Source organism: Bittarella massiliensis (ex Durand et al. 2017), from assembly GCF_009876955.1.
In the GTDB taxonomy this organism is placed as follows: Bacteria; Bacillota; Clostridia; order Oscillospirales; family Ruminococcaceae; genus Bittarella; species Bittarella massiliensis.
The window spans coordinates 56,764-74,008 of the sequence record NZ_WWVY01000002.1 but is presented as its reverse complement, the minus strand read 5'-3'; the positions used below and the strand labels follow the sequence as shown (position 1 = coordinate 74,008).

The following is a 17,245-nucleotide window of genomic DNA, read 5'->3' as shown; positions in this document are numbered from 1 at the left end:
CTTGTGTCGGGCGCCTCTCTTTTGGGCCCGGGGCGGCGGCGCGCCCATTCCCCTCGCCGCAGACAGCGTTGAAAAAAAGGAAGTTTTGAATGGAAGACATCGTACTGGAAAACCTCGACCCGGTCCAGCTGGCGGCCCTCTTCGGCAACCTGGACGAGAACGCCCGCCGCATCGAGGGGCGCTTTTTGGTCAAACTCACCGCCCGGGACGGGGCCCTGCACATCACCGGGGAGAGAGAGCAGGCCCACCTGGCCCAAAAGGCGGTGGAAAACCTGCTGCTCATCCTGAAAAGCGGCACCCCGCTGGACGAACAGAACGTGGGCTACACCCTGGAGATGGTGGGCGGCGGCCTAGACGAGGCGCCCCCCCAGGCCCAGCCGGGGGTGGTCTGCCTGACGGCCAAGGGCAAGCCGGTGAAGGCCAAGACCTTCGGCCAGAAGAAATACGTCGAGGCCATCGCCAAAAACAGCATCGTCTTCGGCATCGGCCCGGCGGGCACCGGCAAGACCTACCTGGCGGTGGCCATGGCCGTAAAGGCCTTCAAGGCCGGCGACGTGAGCAAGATCATCCTCACCCGCCCAGCGGTGGAGGCGGGGGAGAAGCTGGGCTTTCTCCCCGGCGACCTGCAGACCAAGGTCGACCCCTACCTGCGGCCCCTCTACGACGCCCTCTTTGAAATGCTGGGCGCCGAGAGCTTTTACAAGTACCAGGAGCGGGGGAGCATCGAGGTGGCGCCCCTGGCCTATATGCGGGGGCGCACCCTCAACGACTCCTTCATCATCCTCGACGAGGCGCAGAACACCACCCCCGAGCAGATGAAGATGTTCCTCACCCGGCTGGGAGCGGGCTCCAAGGCAGTGGTCACCGGCGACGTCACCCAGATCGACCTGCCGGAGAAGAAAAAGAGCGGCCTGGTGGTCTCGGCCGACATCGTCAAGGGCATCAAGGGGATCGAGCAGATCTACTTCACCGAGAAGGACGTGGTCCGCCACCGCCTGGTGATGGAGATCATCCGCGCCTACGAGGCGTATTACCGCCGCACCCCCGAGGAAAAAGAGGAGTAGTCCCTCCCGGCCGGGCCCTCCCCGGCGAGAGGTTCTGTGACAGGACGACAAAATAAGCGAAGGAGAATGAACATGGCTCTCGTAAAGGTATCCATCACCAACCGCCAGAAGAAGGTCAAACTGCCCTCCGGGCTGCGGCTGCTGGTCCGCCGGGCCTGCAACGCCGTTTTGACCGCCGAGAAATTTGCGGGGCCCGCCGAGGTGAGCGTCACCTTTGTGGACAACGAGCAGATCCAGGAGCTCAACGCCGAGTACCGGGGCAAGGACATCTCCACCGACGTCCTCTCCTTTCCCCTGGGGGAAAACGGCAAGTTCGACAAGAACCGGGAGACCGGCGCCTACGTGCTGGGCGACGTGGTGATCTCGGCCGAGAAGGCGGTGCTGCAAGCCGAGATCTACGGCCACTCCCTGCAGCGGGAGATCGCCTTCCTCACCGTCCACTCGATGCTGCACATCCTGGGCTACGACCACGTGGCCGGTGGGATGGAGCAGGTGCGGATGCGGGAGAAGGAAGAGGCCATCATGCTGCAACTGGGCCTGCCCCGGGACGCCAGCTACGTCAGCGAGGAGTGATCTTGCGCCCCCACCGCCCGGCGGCCCTGGGCCGCAGCTTCGCCTGCGCCGGCCGCGGGCTCTGGCGGGCCCTGCGGGCCGAGCGCAACCTGCGCATCCACCTGGCGGCCACCGCGCTGGTCTTCTCCCTGGCCCCCTTCTACCCCTTTGACCGGGGGGACTGGGCCCTCCTCTTCCTGGCCTGCGGGCTGGTCTGGGGGGCCGAGCTCCTCAACACCGCTGTCGAGCGGCTCTGCGACCGGGTCTGCCCGGACAGGGACCGCGCCATCGGCTGGGTCAAGGACGCGGCGGCGGGCGGGGTGCTGGCCTGCGCGGTTTTTGCCGCGGGCGCGGGGGTCTGCCTCTTTGCCGACCCGGCGGGGCTTCGCGCCCTCGGGGCGGCGATCGCCACCCCGCTGGGGGCCGGGGCGGCCCTGGCCCTCCTCGCCGCGCTGGGGCTCTTTGTCCTCTGCGGCGGGAAAAGAAAAGACGATAAAACCCATTTTTAAGGAGAAAATATGACGGAACAACCAATCAGCAAATCGGTCTTTGTCAGCCTGGTGGGCAGGCCCAACGTGGGCAAGTCCTCCCTTCTCAACGCCGTGGTGGGGGAGAAGGTGGCCATCGTCTCGGACAAGCCCCAGACCACCCGCACCCGCATCACCGGGGTGCTCACCCGGGGGGCGACCCAGCTGGTCTTCATCGACACCCCGGGGCTGCACAAGGGCAAGACCAAGCTCAGCGAGCAGATGAACCGGGCGGTGACCCAGTCCATCGGCGACGTGGACGTGCAGGTGCTGGTGGTGGAGCCCGAGGGCCCCATCGGCGCCGCCGAGGAGAGCTTGCTGGCCAGCATCCGCCAGTCGGGGGCGCCGGCGATCCTCTGCGTCAACAAGGTGGACACGGTGTCAAACAAGGAGTCCCTGCTGCTGCGCACCGCCCAGTTCACCGAGAAATACCCCTTTGCCGAGGTGTTTTACACCTCCGCCCTTCAAAACGACGGGGTGGAGGAGCTGGTGCGCGCCCTGGAGGGATACGCCTCCGAGAGCCCCCACTTCTTCCCCGACGACGCCTTTACCGACCAGCCCGAGCGGGTGATCGTGGCCGAGATCGTGCGGGAGAAGATCCTGCGCAACACCGCCCAGGAGATCCCCCACGGCACCGCGGTGGTGGTTGAGAAGTTTGCCGAGCGGGAGGGCAAAAAGGATCTGGTGGACATCGACTGCACCCTCTACTGCGAGCGGCCCAACCACAAGGGGATGCTCATCGGCAAGGGCGGCTCGATGCTCAAAAAGATCCTCACCCAGTCCCGCCAGGACATCGAGGCCTTTTTGGGCTGCCAGGTCAACTTGCAGTGCTGGGTCAAGGTGAAAGAGGACTGGCGAAACAAGGACCGGCTGATCCAAAACTTCGGCCTCAAGGTCGAATAAAAGCCCTTTTGGGCGCAGGGCAGCGGCCGGGGGCCGCCAAAAATCACCCCCGGCGGCCGCCGGTTTTCCGCCAAAACGGCGAACCTGTTTTTGACAGGACTAATCTCCCCCCCAGGGGCCGATGCTAGTTTTGCAGAGGTCAAAAAAAGGGGGAGTCGCCGTGTATACCGACGAGAGCCAGCAGCTCTGGGCCCAGTTTGAGATGACCGGCAGCGTGGGGGACTATCTGCGCTACCGGCAGGCCAAGGAGCGCACCGGGGAGGTCGAAAATGGCCTATATACAGATGTGCGGGATCGTGATCCGCGAAGTGCAGGTCGGTGAGGCGGACAAGATCGTCCACCTGCTCACCGACCGGGCGGGCATCGTCTCGGCCTCGGCCAAGGGGGCCATGCGGGTCAAGAGCAAGCTCGTCAGCGCCACCGGACTGCTGACCTATTCCAGCTTTTCCCTCTACGAGGGAAAGGCGATGTACATAATCGAGGACGCCAAGGTCCTCAACCAGTTTTGGAACCTGCGAAAGGACGTGGTGGACCTCTCCACCGCCGTCTACTTTTTGGAGCTCATCCGCCGCCTGAGCCCCGACGAGCCCGACCTCTCGGGCCACCTGCGGCTGCTTTTGAACACCCTGCACTTTTTGGACGCCAAAAAGCGCGACCGGCTGCTGCTCAAGGCCCTGTTTGAGCTGCGGCTGCTGGCCATGAGCGGCTACATGCCCGATTTGGTGGGCTGCTGCCGCTGCGGCGGGTACGAGTGCGCCGGGGGGATGCTCTTCTCCCCCCAAAACGGCAACCTCCTCTGCCGCGACTGCGCCCAGCCCGGCGACGGGGGGCGGTATGTCCCCCTTTCCCCAGGGCTGCTGGCGGCCATGCGCCACATCATCTACAGCGATTTTTCGGCCCTCTTCAACTTTCGCGTCGAGCCCGAGACCGGGGCGGCCCTGGCCCGGCTGGCCGAGCAGTACCTGCTCTGCCAGACCGAGGGGGGCTTTCAGGCGCTGGACTTTTTGAAGTCCCTGTGAGGGGGCCGCCTGCGAGGACCACCCACCGGCGGCAGGGCAGAGCGCTGCCCGCCGCCGCGCCACAGTGAGGATACGACCATTGAACGCGGAAAAACACTACAAGACGCTGGAGTTCGACAAGATTTTGCTCCAGCTGCAAAAAAAGACCTTTTGCGAGAAAAACGAGACCCTCTCCTTTGAGGACCTGCTCTGCCCCTCGGCCGACGAGGCCAGGGAGGCGCTGGCGCGCACTGACGAGATGTACACCCTGCTGCTGCGCTACGGCGACCCCGGGGTGGGGCGGATGAGCGACCTCTCCCGGCCCCTGACCCGGGCGGACAAGGGCGGGGTGCTCTCCATCAAGGAGCTTTTGGGGGTGCGTAAACTGCTGGGCGCCTGCCGCACCGTGCAGGACTGGTACCAGAACAGCCGCCAGGTGGGCAGCGGGCTGCTGGACCCCTACTTTGCCTACCTGACCTTTCACGACGGCATCTACCGCCGCCTGGGGGACGCCATCTTGAACGAGGAGGAGCTGGCCGACTCGGCCAGCCCGGAGCTGCACTCCATCCGCCGGGGGATCCTGCGGGCCCAGAACCGGGCGCGGGAGAAGCTGGAGGACATCCTCCGCTCCTCCTCCCAGCAGAAATACCTCCAGGAGGCCCTGGTCACCATGCGGGACGGGCGGTTTGTGCTGCCGGTCAAGAGCGAGTTTCGCACCCAGGTGCCCGGGCTGGTGCACGACGCCTCCCAGAGCGGGGCCACTCTTTTTGTGGAGCCGATGGCGGTGGTGGACCTGAACAACGAGGTGCGGATGCTGCGGGGCAAGGAGCAGGAGGAGATCGAGCGCATCCTCCAGGAGCTCACCGAGCTGGTGGTCTCCTGCAAGGCCGACCTGCTGGCCGACTACGACCTGCTGGCCGCCATCGACCTGCTGCTGGCCAAGGCCAAGCTGGCCAAGGCCCTGGACTGCACCGCCCCCGAGATGGGGGACGAGCAGCAGATCGACCTGCGGGGGGCCCGCCACCCCCTGATCGCCGCCGGGGACGTGGTGCCCATCGACATCTCCCTGGGGCGGGACTTCGACACCCTGGTCATCACCGGGCCCAACACCGGCGGCAAGACCGTCTGTCTCAAGACCCTGGGGCTCTTTGCCCTCATGGCCAAGAGCGGGCTGCTCATCCCCGCCAAGAAGGGGAGCCGGGTGGACTACTTCGCCCACGTCTACGCCGACATCGGCGACGAGCAGTCCATCGAGCAGAGCCTGTCCACCTTCTCCTCCCACATGGTCAACATCATCGGGCTGCTCAAGGAGGCGGGCCGGGGCTCCCTGGTGCTGCTGGACGAGCTGGGGGCGGGGACCGACCCCACCGAGGGGGCGGCCCTGGCCATCGCCGTGCTGGAACACCTGCGCGCGGCCCGCTGCCGCACCGCCGCCTCAACCCACTACGCGGAGCTGAAGATGTACGCCCTGAAGGAGCCGCGGGTGGAGAACGCCAGCTGCGAGTTCGACGTGGAGAGCCTGCGGCCCACCTACCGCCTCATCGTGGGGGTGCCGGGGCGCTCCAACGCCTTTGCCATCGCCGGCAAGCTGGGGATGAGCAGGATGGTGCTGGACGCGGCGCGGGGCTACATTCAAAAGGACGACATCAAGTTCGAGGACGTCATCGAGAGCCTGGAGCAGAAGCGCAGCGAGCTCACCCGCCAGTTGGAGCGGGCCGAGCAGTACGCCGCCAAGCAGAAGCGTCAGCAGGAGTACGCCGAGAAGGAGCTCTACCGCCAGCTCAAAGCGGCCAAGCAGGAGGCGGAGGAGGCCCACATCGCCGCCCAGCGGGTCATTGAGCAGACCAAGCGGGAGGCGGAGGCGGTCATCGCCGAGATCAAGGAGCGAAACCGCAAGAAGGACGCCGCCCTCACCCCCGGCGCGGTGCGCAACCGGGTAGACAAACTCTACGACGTGGCCGGCAGCCAGCCCCAGGTGGACGACCACTACACCCTGCCCCGCCCCCTGAAGGTGGGGGACGTGGTCACCCTGCGGGAGATGAACACCCCCGCCGAGGTGGTGGAGATCAAGGGCGAGGACGTGACCATCCAGACCGGGGCCATCAAGACCCGGGTGAAGATGAAGGACGTTCGCCTCTCGGGCAAGAAGATGCCCAAGAGCGGCGAGCGCAGCGCCCGCCGGGTGGCGGGCAGCAGTCAGAAGACCCGCCGCGCGGCCCTGGAGATCGACCTGCGGGGCCAGAGCGTGGACGAGGCGGTGATGGAGCTGGACGGCTTCATCGACCGGGCCGTCCTCTCGGGGATGGAGCAGATCTCCATCATCCACGGCAAGGGGACCGGGGCCCTGCGCGCCGGCATCCACAGCTACCTCAAGCGGCACAAGAACGTGGCCGGGTTTCGGCTGGGCACCTTTGGCGAGGGGGAGGCGGGGGTCACCATTGCCACCCTCAAATAAAGGGCTCGAAAAAGGGAGGAATCGCCGGTGAAGATGGACACCTATCTGCAAAAGACCCTCAAGAAAATCGACCTGCCCGAGGGGGACAAGGCCCTCATCGAGGCGGACCTGCGCCGCGAGATCGAGGAGAAGCGGGCCGCCGGGATGCGGGACTGGCGCATCCGCCGGAAGATGGGGCAGCCGGTCTGCCTGGCGGCCTACTGCTACACCCTCTACGGCGACCCGGTGCAAAAGGAGATCCGCCGCCTGCAGCGCTGGACGGTGAGCCTGCGGCTGGCCACCGCCGTCTTCACCCTGTTGGCGGCCGTCTGCTACCTGCTGCGCTTCTTTGCCAGCCGGGGGACGGTGCAGGTGGCCTTCAGCGACACCGTCCTGCAGGAGGCCACCCTGCGGATGGCCCCCCTGATGCAGGTGATGGAGGGGCTGGCCCTGGGGTTTTTCTTCTCGGCGGCCATCTTCGCCCTCCTCTCCCTGCTGGCCGACCACTGCCAGCAGAAGCTGGGCGGCCAGGCGAGCCCTTCGGCGGTGCTGGAGTGGCTCCACCGCCTGGTCGGCCGGCGCAAAGAGGGGGAGAGCCGGCAGTAGGCCGAGGGGAGCAAAAAATAGAGGGAGGGCCCGGCGCGGGGGGCGCCGGGCCCTCTTTTTTATTTTGCCGGCGGGAGCCGCCGGGGGAGATGTCTCAAAAGAGGCGTTTGCTGCGGCATTGAGCGGAGCGGACTGCCAGCGGCGGAGGGGCGACCCAAAGGGGATGTCACAAGAACGCTCCCTTTTACAGGCTACAGGGCAGGCAGTGCAAGTGCAGGGGAAGTGAAATTTCGGCGGGTCTTCGCCTGCCTGCCGGCGCCGGGCCCTTACGCGGCCGGAGCGGGCGAGCGGATGTGTGAGCGGTCGCAGCTGTCCCGTTGGCGCCCTGTCCCCCGGCTCTGCCGGAGGGGGAGTGAGAGGAAGGGCGAGAAAGGCGCAAGAGAGGGCGGCCCAGCTTGCTGGTTGGCTGGTGGCGGCGGGCGGGGTGCGATCGATGCCCTCGGGGGCAAGGCCCGCATGGCCTCCTTTTAGGGGTGGCGCACACTGGCGGGTTGGCCGGTGGCTTCAATTGGGTCGGGGGGGAGAAGAAGCCCCTTTGGAGCTGCCGGGGGCGGAGCCAAGGGGACTGCACTTGAAAATGCGGGTGCGGGCAGACTTTTTCCACCTGCAGGCTGCTGAAGAGGGAGGGGCGGTGCCCTGTCGGCCGCTGGGGTGGCGATGGCCCGCGGCGTTTTGCGCCTCCAAAAGGCCCGCCGCCGCTGGGGTGGACAGATAGAGAAAGCGGCGGCCGGCCCGGGTGGGCTGACCGCCGCTTTTGGCGCTTTGGAAAGGGAAAGTCAGTTGGGTTTGACCATGCAGCGGTAGGGGAGGAACTGAAAGCCCTGCCGCCCGTAGAGGCGGATGGCCCCCTCGTTCTCGGCGGTCACATCCAGCCGGAAGGCCGCCGCCTCGCGGTACTCGGTGAAGAGCCAGTCGAAGAAGGCCCGGCCGAGCCCCCTGCCCTGAAAGGCCGGGTCGACGTAGAGTTCTTCCAGCAGCACCAACAGGCCGCCGTACTCGCAGGTGTGGGAGAGGGAGAGCAGGGCGTAGCCCGCGGGGGCGCCCCCCTCCTCCAGCAGCAGGCCCCGCACATAGGGGCTTTTCTCCACCGCCAGCGCAAAGGTCTTCTCCCGGTAGGCGTCGGGGATGTCGTGATCGGTGGCGTCGGTGTGGTAGAAGGCCCGCGAGAGGGTGAGAAATGTGTCTCGATCTGCATGGGCGAAGTCTCGTATATTCATTTTTTGCCCTCCTTTTCGGCATTCGACCGCTATTATACCACAGGTTTTACAATATTCCAAATCGAACATTGCGGTTGGGTCCAAAAAAAGGTATAATACAAATATCTCTGCGCCGGGCCCTCGGGTCCGGGCGCGGCAACGATCTGAAAAGAGGGGGATTTTTCTGTGGAAGTCAGTGTCACCACACTGATCACCTTCGTTCTCTACCTGCTGTTGATGGTGGGGATCGGGGTGTTCTTTTTCAACAAATCAAACAACCTGTCCGACTACTTTTTGGGCGGACGGGGCCTGGGGAGCTGGGTCACCGCCATCAGCGCCCAGGCCTCGGACATGAGCGGGTGGCTGCTCATGGGGCTGCCCGCGGCGGCCTACATCTCGGGGCTCTCGGCCTCCTGGATCGCCATCGGCCTGGGGCTGGGCACCTACCTCAACTGGAAGGTGGTGGCCGGGCGGCTGCGCAGCTTTACCGAGCTGTCGGGCGACGCCATCACCATCCCCGAGTACCTGGAAAACCGCTTCATGAGCAAGTCCAAGGTGCTGCGGCTGTGCTGCGCGGTCATCATCTTCGTCTTCTTCCTGGTCTACACTGCGTCGGCCTTTAACGCCGGGGCCAAACTCTTTATGTACGTGCTGGGGATGGACAGCTATGTGGCCGCCCTCACCATCGGCGCGCTCATCATCATCGCCTACACCTTCTTGGGGGGCTTTTTGGCCGTCTGCTGGACCGACCTGATCCAGGGCATCCTCATGTTCTGCGCCATTGTGCTGGTGCCGGTGCTGGCGGTGATGAACGTGCCCGACTTCTCCCTCTCCACCCTGACCTCCATCGCCGGGGGGAGTTTCACCAGCTTCTTCAACAGCCCCCAGGGGGCCCTCTCCTTCACGGCCATCATCTCCAGCCTGGCCTGGGGGCTGGGCTACTTCGGGATGCCCCACATCCTCACCCGCTTCATGGCCATCAAGAGCCGCTCCCTCATCAAGCGCTCCCGCCTCATCGCCATGATCTGGGTGGTCATCTCCCTGACGGCGGCGGTGGTCATCGGCATGGTGGGATATGTCTACCTGACCCAGGAGGGGATCGTCTACGCCGACAGCGCGGCGGCCGAGGTCATCTTCATGCAGATGGTGGGCCGGCTGGCCCCGGGGCTGCTGGCGGGGGTGCTGCTCTCGGCCATCCTCGCGGCGGTGATGAGCACCGCCGACAGCCAGCTGCTGGTCACCGCCTCGGCGGTCTCCAACGACTTTTACAAGCCCCTGCTGCGCCCCCAGGCCAGCGACAAGGAGCTGATGTGGGTCAGCCGGGGGGCGGTCATCGCCGTGTCGGTGCTGGCCTACCTGCTGGCGCTGGACCCCACCAGCTCGGTGATGGGGCTGGTCTCCTACGCCTGGGCCGGGTTTGGCGCGGCCTTTGGGCCGGTGATTCTGCTCTCCCTCTTCTGGAAGCGGATGACCCTCAAGGGCGCCATCGCCGGGATGGTCTCGGGCGGCGCCGTGGTGCTGCTGTGGGAGAACCTGCCGGTCTGCAAGGCCACCGGCCTCTACTCGCTGATCCCCGGGTTCTTCCTGGCCCTGGCGCTGGTATTGGTCGTCTCCCTCTGCGACAAGGCCCCGGGCAGAGAGGTGACCGACCTCTTTGAGCGGGCCGCCAAGGCGCGGTAGACGATTGGAATCAAAATGAAAGAGAGCCAGTCCCTGCGGGGGCTGGCTCTCTTTGTTGGGTTGGGGAGGAGGGGGCGCCGGTCGGGAAGGGAAGGGACGGGTCTCTGGCCCCCTGCGGCGGGGGATCTGCTGGGGGAGGGGGAGGAAAAGCAGCCGGGTGATTTGGGTGGAGTGGGGGTGCGGGAAAGGGGATGCCCGGTGGTCGGGCGGTCGAGCCTTTGCCGGGTGGCCGCGGATAGGCTGTGAGGGACCGGCGCTGGGCGGAGAGAGGTTCTTCTGCTGCCGGTTGGACGGGGGCTTAGCAGTGTGTCCCGGCGGGTGAGCGGCTTTGCGCAGGAGAGGCTGTTCTGTGGTCAGGTGGTCGCTTGCAGTTGATTTGCCACAGGCGTGGGGAATTGGTGCTGGTGGGGAAAGGAGCCACTGCCACCGGGTTGGGCGGGCACTTGGTCACAGAACACGGACAGGGATGTGGTTTGGCGTAGGGGAAGCTGTTTTGCCGCCGGGGGGCTTCTTTCGGCCGGTTTGTCGCAGACGGTGCAGAAAATCGGTGCTGGTTGGAAGAGGAGTCCAGTCGCTGCCAATGGGGGATATTTGTCCACAGGGCCCGAGTGGGCAGGAGGTTTTTCGGGGAAGAGCCCGCCCGGTGGTCGGGCGGCCTTTTTTGTCCCTTTGCCGCAGAGAGGTGCGGGGAACAGACGGCGGTTGGGCCCCCCCTTTTCTCTGCCGGTCGGGTTGTGGGGAAAGCGGATGTTTTTCTGATGCGGGGGCTGGGTCTTGAAAGGGGACTTGCCCGCCGTGCCAGGGTTTTCATGGGGGCGCGAGGGACAAGGGGCACAGGCGGGGATGTGTTGGCCGGGCGCGGGGAGTATGCTGCCCGGGCGCGCGCCGGGCGGCAAGAGACGCCCCCGGACAGGCGGCAAGCGGCCGTCTATCCGGGGGCGTTTCCTGTGCAGAGGGGGGTGACGGCGGGCCCTAACTGCCGGACACCGTGTCGTAGGGCCAGCTCTCGATCCCGCCGAAGTGGCAGACCCGGCGGTAGCCCAGACCGGCCAGCAGGGCGCTGGCCCGCAGGCTGCGCACCCCGATCTGGCAGTAGACCAACAGCAGGGCGTCTTTGTTGGGCAGCAGGGCGGGGGCCTGCTCCACCAGTTTTTCCAGGGGCAGGTTGAGGGCCCCGGGGATGTGCCGGGAGCGGTACTCCTGCGGGCCCCGCACGTCGAGGATCACCGCCTCGGGGTGGGCCTGCATCAGGGCCCGGGCCGCCTGGGGGGTGATGTCCTGAAACAATTCTTGTTGCGGCATGTATACGCCTCCTCTCTCCTATGGCTGCCCCCATCCTATGAGAGAGGGGGAAAAAGGGGACCGTTCAGGGCAGCCAACAGGCCCGCAGGGTCTCCACCGCTGGGGCGATCTCCTCCCGCGGGATGGCGGAGATGGAGAAGAGCACCTGGGGGCGCTCCCCCGGGGTCAGGGGGGGCACCGGGCGCAGCTTGACCCCGGCGGCCAGGGCCCGGCGGCAGAGGGAGGCGGCGCTCTCCTCCAGTTCCAGCCGGGCGGTGAGCTGGAGAGCGCTGGCAAAGCTGCCAGGGCGGCAGAGGGGGCCGAAGGAGGCGGCGAGGCACTGGCGCAGCAGCCGGCTCTTCTCGGCGTAGAGGCGGCGCATCCGCCCAATTTGGCGGGCCAGGTGGCCGTCGGCGATCAGCCCTGCCAGGGCCAACTGCTCCAGGGTGGAGCAACTGGGGTTGTAGCGGCCCTTGAGGGGGAGGTAGCGCGCCAGCAGAGGCTGGGGCAGGGCCATGTAGCTGATGCGGATGGAGGGGAGCAGCAGCCGGGAGAAGGAGCCCAGGTAGACCACCCGGTCGTTCTCGGCCAGCCCCTGCAGGGCGGGCACCGGCTGTTTGGCGTAGCGGAACTCGCCGTTGTAGTCGTCCTCCAACAGGTAGGTGCCGGTCTGCTGGCACCAGGCCAGGAGGCGGAGCTTCTCCCCGGCGGCGAGGGGGCGGCCCCGGTAGGGGGAGGAGGGGTTCAGGTAGATGGCGGGGTAGGGGCTCTCCCGGCGGACGAGGAGCTTTTCCAGGGAGAAGGGCTCGGCGGGGAAGCCGTGGTCGAAAAAGACCTGTTCGGCCTGCAAAAAGCCCGGGTGCTCCACCCCGATGGGCCGCCCGTCCCGCCCCAGCAGGGTGCAAAAAATCTGCAGCAGGCTCTGCACCCCGGCCCCCACCACCAGGCTTTCGGGGGTGCAGACGGCCCCGCGGGAGCGGCGGGTGTACTCGCAGAGGGCCCGGCGGAGGGCGGGTTCCCCCTGGCTGTCGCCGTAGCTGGTCATGGCGGCCTGGGTCTCCAGCGCCCGGCCCAGGTAGCGCTTCCAGAGGCGGCGGTCAAAGAGGGAGGCGTCCACCGCGCTGGCGGCAAAGTCGTAGCGCACGGGGGAGGCGGGGACGGCGGCGGGCCCGGCGGATCCGGACGGGTGGAGGGGGGGCACCGCCCCCAGGGGGGAGACGGTGTAGCCGCTGCCCGGGCGGCTGGCGATATAGCCCTCGGCCAGGAGCTGGGCGTAGGCGCTCTCCACCGTGGTCTTGCTGACCTCCAAGCTGGCGCTGAGGGCGCGGATCGAGGGGAGCTGCGCCCCGGCGGGGAGCTGCCCAGCCGCCACCGCCCGCCGCACCGCCCCGGTGAGCTGGGCGTAGAGGGGCTCCGGCTTGGCGCGGTCCACTGCGAAAACAAAACTCTCCATCTGCAACTGTCCTTACTAAAAATAATAAAATTGTATATTTTCAAGGGAACAGTATGATTGTACAATGACCCCATACCAAATGCAACCCCCGCTTGGGGTGACGAGAGGAGAGCGTGAGATGACAGAGCGCGAACAGATGAACCGGAACCTGGCCCAGATGCTCAAGGGCGGGGTGATCATGGACGTGACCAACCCCCGGGAGGCGGAGATCGCCCAGGAGGCGGGCGCGGTGGCGGTGATGGCCCTGGAGCGGGTACCCTCGGACATCCGCCGGGAGGGGGGCGTGGCCCGGATGAGCGACCCCAAGATGATCGCCGAGATCCAGGCGGCCGTCTCCATCCCGGTGATGGCCAAGGCCCGCATCGGCCACATTGTGGAGGCCCGGGTGCTGGAGGCCATGAAGATCGACTTCATCGACGAGAGCGAGGTGCTCACCCCGGCGGACGACCGCTTCCACCTGGACAAGCGGGCCTTTGCGGTGCCCTTTGTCTGTGGTGCCCGCAACCTGGGGGAGGCCCTGCGCCGCATCGGCGAGGGGGCGGCCATGATCCGCACCAAGGGGGAGGCGGGCACCGGCAACATCGTCGAGGCGGTGCGCCACCAGCGCTGCATGAGCGAGGAGATCGCCCGGCTGTGCTCCCTGCCGAAAGAGGAGCGGATGAGTTTTGCCAAGGAGATCGGCGCGCCCTACGAGCTGGTCTGCCAGGTGGCCGAAGAGGGGCGGCTGCCGGTGGTCAACTTTGCCGCCGGCGGGGTGGCCACCCCGGCCGACGCGGCCCTGATGATGGTGCTGGGCAGCGAGGGGGTGTTCGTGGGCTCGGGCATCTTCCGCTCGGAGAACCCGGAGCGGCGGGCCAAGGCCATCGTCACCGCCACCACCTACTATAACGACCCCAAGATCATCGCCGAGGTGTCCCGCGATCTGGGGGAGGCCATCCGCGGCGTGGAGATCTCCCAGATCCCCGAGAGCCAGCGGATGGAGAATCGGGGCTGGTAGGATGGCGGGGGGAGAGAGGACCGTCGGGGTGCTGGCCCTGCAGGGCTCCTTTGCCGAGCACCTGGCCTGCCTGGAGCGGCTGGAGGGGGTGCGGCCCCTGCCGGTGAAGACCCCGGCCGACCTGGCGCGGGCCGAGGCGCTGATCCTGCCCGGCGGGGAGAGCACCGCCCAGAGCCGGCTGCTGCGGCGCGCCGGTCTCTGGGAGCCGCTGAAGGGCCGGCTGGCGGAGGGGATGCCCGCCTGGGGCACCTGCGCCGGGGCCATCCTCCTGGCCGGCGAGGTGGTGGGGGAGGACCCCCACCTGGGGGCGATGGACATCGCCGTGCGGCGAAACGCCTTTGGCAGCCAGTTGGACAGCTTTACCGCCCGCCAGGCGATCGCCGAGGTGGGGCCCGAGGAGCGGGCGCTGGTCTTCATCCGCGCCCCCTGGATCGAGCGGGTGGGGCCGCGGGCCCAGGTGCTCTGCCGGGTGCGGGGACAGATCGCGGCGGCCCGCCAGGGGCGGCTGCTGGCCACCGCCTTTCACCCGGAACTAACTGGAGACCTGGATTTTTATCGCTATTTCCTCTCGCTGTGAGGGGGAAACGGGAAGGGGAACGCACTGCCTGCGGGCGGCGCGCCCCTCTTTTTTTGCCTGGTTTGGGGGAAGGGGCAGTCTGGCAGATGGGGAGAGCGGCGATGTGGGTGTCTGCGCGGGGAGGGGGCAGGCAATTTTTGCGGGGCGCGCGGGGGCGCGCGGGGACTGGCGCGGGGGCTGGACGAGGGGCGGTTGCGGCGCGGAGGGCCTTCTTCCAACGCCCTGGGCGGAGGGGGTGCTTTGGGGGGAGAGGTCACCGAATAGGGCGGCGGGTGCGGGTCTGCGGGGGACGGCTTGCTGGGAAAAGGGCTTCTATCCCGCCCCCTGCCGGGACGGGCTGTGCCTTGTCACTGCCGGCGGATGATGGTACAATAAGACCAGTTTGAGCGCCGCCGGAGGGCGGCCGATTTTGCGGCAAAGGAGCAGATGGATGGACGGCGAGGAGATGCGGTGGGAGGACTGCCCACTGGAAGAACTGATCGACCGGGGGGTGGTCCACTCCCTGGCAAAGCGGTTACAGGTCGAGGAGGAGACCCTCTTCGAGCGGCTCTGTGCGGCCTACGAGGGCGCCCGGGCGGACGGCACCCTGCGGCGGGAGGGGGAGGGCCTCGGCTTTTCCCTGGACGGCGGGGTGGAGATCTTGCTGGTGAAAAACAGCAACCCGGCCCGGGACCGGCCCTGTTACCTGAAATACCGCATCGGCGGGGAGCTGCGGCCCGAGGCGGCCGCCCTCTCGGAAGAGGTGCGGGGGGAAATCTACCGGCTGCTGACGGGGCTGCACCCCTTTGGGGAGCCCATCCCCCTGGCCCAGGCCAGCAGCGATTTGATTGCCGCCGGGTACACCAAGGTCAGCTTAGGGGTGTACAAGATGAAGACCGCCTTTGAGCAGTTGGAGGAGTTTGCCCAGCTGCTGACCCGGGAGGAGTTCGACCCGCCGGTGGTGGAGGTGGTGCTGCGCCCCTGTCCCCGGTACGAGGGGGAGGGGGCGCAGGGCGCGCCGGCGACCCCTGCCGGGCCGAAGGAGCCTGCGCCCGCCCCCGAGGAGACACCCCCGAGCGGCGGGGGAGAGCGCCCCATTCCCGAGGGGATGGAGGGGAACATCTTCCTCACCAAGGCGGCGGTGCAGAACGCCAACTACCTGCTCACCGGCCTGCGGGGCGGCTATTTGAGCCACCAGCAGACCGCCCAGTTGATGGAGGGGTACCGGGCGGCCTACCGGGACGACCGGATCGAGCGCCGGGGGGACGCCTGGTTTTTCGACACCACCCTCACCGGCACCACCGGCGAAGGGGTGGTCGCCTCCTTCAAAGAGGCCAGCCCCGGCGGCAGCTACGGCTGGTATGTCAACTGGGTGGGCTACGACCGGGACAACAGCCGCCCCGGGGACGAGCTGGGCAAGTTCGCCTACCTGGGGAACATGACCGAATTCCTGCGCACCCTGGCCCAGATGGCCCTGCCCGAGCGCTGGAGCTTTTCGCGGGACAACGCCGACGACTACTCCATTTTGGTGCGCTACATCAAGTACACCTTCTACCGCCTCAAGCAGGAGGGGAAGGTCTGCATCCTCGAGCGGGAGGGGCGGCGGGAGTTCGCGGCCTTCAACACCGGGCTGGTGGACCACACCTACGAGGAGATCTACGCCTGTTTCCTCCCCAACGCCCAACCGGAAAAGACCCCCTGGGCCTTTGACTGCTTCTGTACCGCCGGTTCGCGGGGGGCGGGCAAGCGGCTGGTGGACAGCTTCAATCCCCTGCCCCAGGCGGCCAGCTACTTCCGCCGCAAGGAGGACCTGCTCTACGACCTGGAGCGGGAGCTGATCCTCGACCGCCACCACATCATTGTGGACAACGTCAACCGCCTTCCCCTGGACTTTTTGGAGGAGGTGCTCTACGACAGCGGGGAGATGCGCCCGGTGCTTGGCGGGCTGCGGGAGGGCCGCCCCGGGGAGCAAAAGGCCCTTTACGACCGGCTGCGGGCCTTTTTGGACGGCGGCGACAAGCACTTTCGCCGCATCTGCAGTCGGGTGGACGAGGCGGTGGAACTGGCCAAGAAGCGGGTGCGGTGGAACTTCAAGACCGCCCTGCCCTGCTTCTTCCCCACCCGCAATGTGATGAGTTTGATGCTCCCCCTGGCCCTGCTGCACGACGACCGGGTGGACGTGGCGCTGGTGGTGGAGCTGACCCAGTCGGGCAACTACCAGGGGCAGACCATCCTCCCCCTGCGGGAGGCCTACATCGACGCCCGGCTCCTCTGCCGGCCCGACAGCGACTGGCTGGACACCAGCGCCGCCGCGGCCGCAGGGGAGGAGGACTAGGCCGGCAGAGAGGCCGGCGCGGGCGGATGGCCCGCCGGGGTGGCTGACTGCGGGGGAAGGCAAAGAGAGCTTTTGAGGGGCGGTGCCCCGGCCCTTCTGCGGGGTGTTCCCGCGGAGGAGGCGCTTATCTGGCGCGGGCTGCTGTTTGCCGCCGGGTGCGGGCGGCGCGCTGTTGAGGGGGGCGATTGCGGCAGTGTTCGGGAGAGATGAGGCGCGTTGGATGCGGGGGAGATTTTCCTAGAAAGGCAAAGAGGGCTTTGGGGAGGCGGCTCCCCGGCCCTTCTGCGGGGAATTCTCGCGGAGGAGGCGCTTTGTCTGGCGCGGGCTGCTGTTTGCCGCCGGGTGCGGTGGCGCGCCGTTGAGGGGGGCGCTTGCGGCAGTGTTCGGGGGGAGCGGGGCGGCTGCGCCCTGGAGCGGTTCCTCTGAAAGGAAGCCCGGTCGGGTCCGGTGGCCGGAAGGGGACGGCGGCCGGGCCCTCTCTGCGCCTCTGCGGACGCCGTCTGTGGGGGAGATATTCCCCGCAGAGGGCCGTTTGCCTGGGAGATGGGCGCATCGCTTTGCCGGTCTTCCCCCTCCTACTGCCGGGAGGAATGAGGGGGGACGGGAAGGGGGAGAGCGCCCTTTTGAGGCCCCTCTCCCGGCTTGCTGTGGCGTTTTCCCACA

At 67.2% G+C, this 17,245-nt stretch carries 15 protein-coding genes; 12 read left to right on the top strand and 3 right to left on the bottom strand.

The window, feature by feature from the left end:
* Positions 1-89: 89 nt before the first annotated feature.
* From GT748_RS01460 to GT748_RS01425, 8 genes are all read left to right on the top strand, one after another.
* The gene (locus GT748_RS01460) at positions 90-1,064 is read left to right on the top strand and encodes a PhoH family protein (protein ID WP_021658388.1); all 975 of its coding nucleotides are present in this window, start codon (positions 90-92) and stop codon (positions 1,062-1,064) included.
* A 72-nt stretch (positions 1,065-1,136) separates the two neighbouring features.
* Entirely contained in the window at positions 1,137-1,637 is a 501-nt protein-coding gene (gene ybeY / locus GT748_RS01455) for an rRNA maturation RNase YbeY (protein ID WP_044991953.1), read from the top strand.
* Positions 1,638-1,639: 2 nt separating this feature from the next.
* Positions 1,640-2,125, top strand: coding sequence for a diacylglycerol kinase family protein (locus GT748_RS01450; RefSeq protein ID WP_205301314.1), 486 nt, complete (start codon positions 1,640-1,642; stop codon positions 2,123-2,125).
* Between the two features lie 9 nt (positions 2,126-2,134).
* Positions 2,135-3,046 carry a GTPase Era gene (gene era / locus GT748_RS01445; protein ID WP_021659323.1) on the top strand — a complete coding sequence of 304 codons (912 nt, stop codon included), beginning with the start codon at positions 2,135-2,137 and terminating at the stop codon, positions 3,044-3,046.
* A gap of 160 nt (positions 3,047-3,206) precedes the next feature.
* Complete coding sequence (locus GT748_RS01440; protein WP_154669079.1) at positions 3,207-3,368, top strand: hypothetical protein; 162 nt, start codon at positions 3,207-3,209, stop codon at positions 3,366-3,368.
* Positions 3,316-4,065 (top strand): DNA repair protein RecO, encoded by a 750-nt coding sequence (gene recO / locus GT748_RS01435; RefSeq protein ID WP_021659322.1) that lies wholly within the window; start codon positions 3,316-3,318, stop codon positions 4,063-4,065. Before GT748_RS01440 ends, recO begins: the two co-directional genes overlap by 53 nt.
* Positions 4,066-4,144: 79 nt before the next feature.
* A complete protein-coding gene (locus GT748_RS01430) occupies positions 4,145-6,499 on the top strand; it encodes an endonuclease MutS2 (RefSeq protein ID WP_161213288.1) in 2,355 nt (784 codons plus the stop codon).
* Between the two features lie 27 nt (positions 6,500-6,526).
* Positions 6,527-7,084: a hypothetical protein gene (locus tag GT748_RS01425; protein WP_161213289.1), complete on the top strand. Its 558-nt coding sequence runs from the start codon at positions 6,527-6,529 to the stop codon at positions 7,082-7,084.
* 776 nt (positions 7,085-7,860) lie between these two features.
* On the opposite strand, the gene GT748_RS01420 is transcribed toward GT748_RS01425, so the two are convergent.
* Complete coding sequence (locus GT748_RS01420; RefSeq protein WP_021659840.1) at positions 7,861-8,301, bottom strand: GNAT family N-acetyltransferase; 441 nt, start codon at positions 8,299-8,301, stop codon at positions 7,861-7,863.
* A 165-nt stretch (positions 8,302-8,466) separates the two neighbouring features.
* Here GT748_RS01420 and putP point away from each other — a divergent pair, with 165 nt between their 5' ends.
* Positions 8,467-9,960: a sodium/proline symporter PutP gene (gene putP / locus GT748_RS01415; RefSeq protein WP_021659841.1), complete on the top strand. Its 1,494-nt coding sequence runs from the start codon at positions 8,467-8,469 to the stop codon at positions 9,958-9,960.
* Between the two features lie 972 nt (positions 9,961-10,932).
* Here the strand turns inward: putP and GT748_RS01410 are convergent.
* Together GT748_RS01410 and GT748_RS01405 are read right to left on the bottom strand one after the other, a co-directional pair.
* Positions 10,933-11,262, bottom strand: coding sequence for a rhodanese-like domain-containing protein (locus GT748_RS01410; protein WP_021659844.1), 330 nt, complete (start codon positions 11,260-11,262; stop codon positions 10,933-10,935).
* 64 nt (positions 11,263-11,326) lie between these two features.
* The gene (locus GT748_RS01405; RefSeq protein ID WP_073260915.1) at positions 11,327-12,694 is read right to left on the bottom strand and encodes a PLP-dependent aminotransferase family protein; all 1,368 of its coding nucleotides are present in this window, start codon (positions 12,692-12,694) and stop codon (positions 11,327-11,329) included.
* A gap of 118 nt (positions 12,695-12,812) precedes the next feature.
* Between GT748_RS01405 and pdxS the strand changes: the two genes are divergently transcribed.
* The 3 genes from pdxS (at position 12,813) to GT748_RS01390 (ending at position 16,582) form a co-directional block, all read left to right on the top strand.
* Positions 12,813-13,691 carry a pyridoxal 5'-phosphate synthase lyase subunit PdxS gene (pdxS, locus tag GT748_RS01400; protein WP_044993025.1) on the top strand — a complete coding sequence of 293 codons (879 nt, stop codon included), beginning with the start codon at positions 12,813-12,815 and terminating at the stop codon, positions 13,689-13,691.
* Between the two features lies 1 nt (position 13,692).
* On the top strand, positions 13,693-14,268 hold the full coding sequence (pdxT, locus tag GT748_RS01395) for a pyridoxal 5'-phosphate synthase glutaminase subunit PdxT (protein ID WP_073260917.1): 576 nt from the start codon (positions 13,693-13,695) through the stop codon (positions 14,266-14,268).
* Positions 14,269-14,698: 430 nt separating this feature from the next.
* Positions 14,699-16,582 carry a DUF3825 domain-containing protein gene (locus GT748_RS01390; protein WP_021659829.1) on the top strand — a complete coding sequence of 628 codons (1,884 nt, stop codon included), beginning with the start codon at positions 14,699-14,701 and terminating at the stop codon, positions 16,580-16,582.
* Positions 16,583-17,245: the final 663 nt, after the last annotated feature.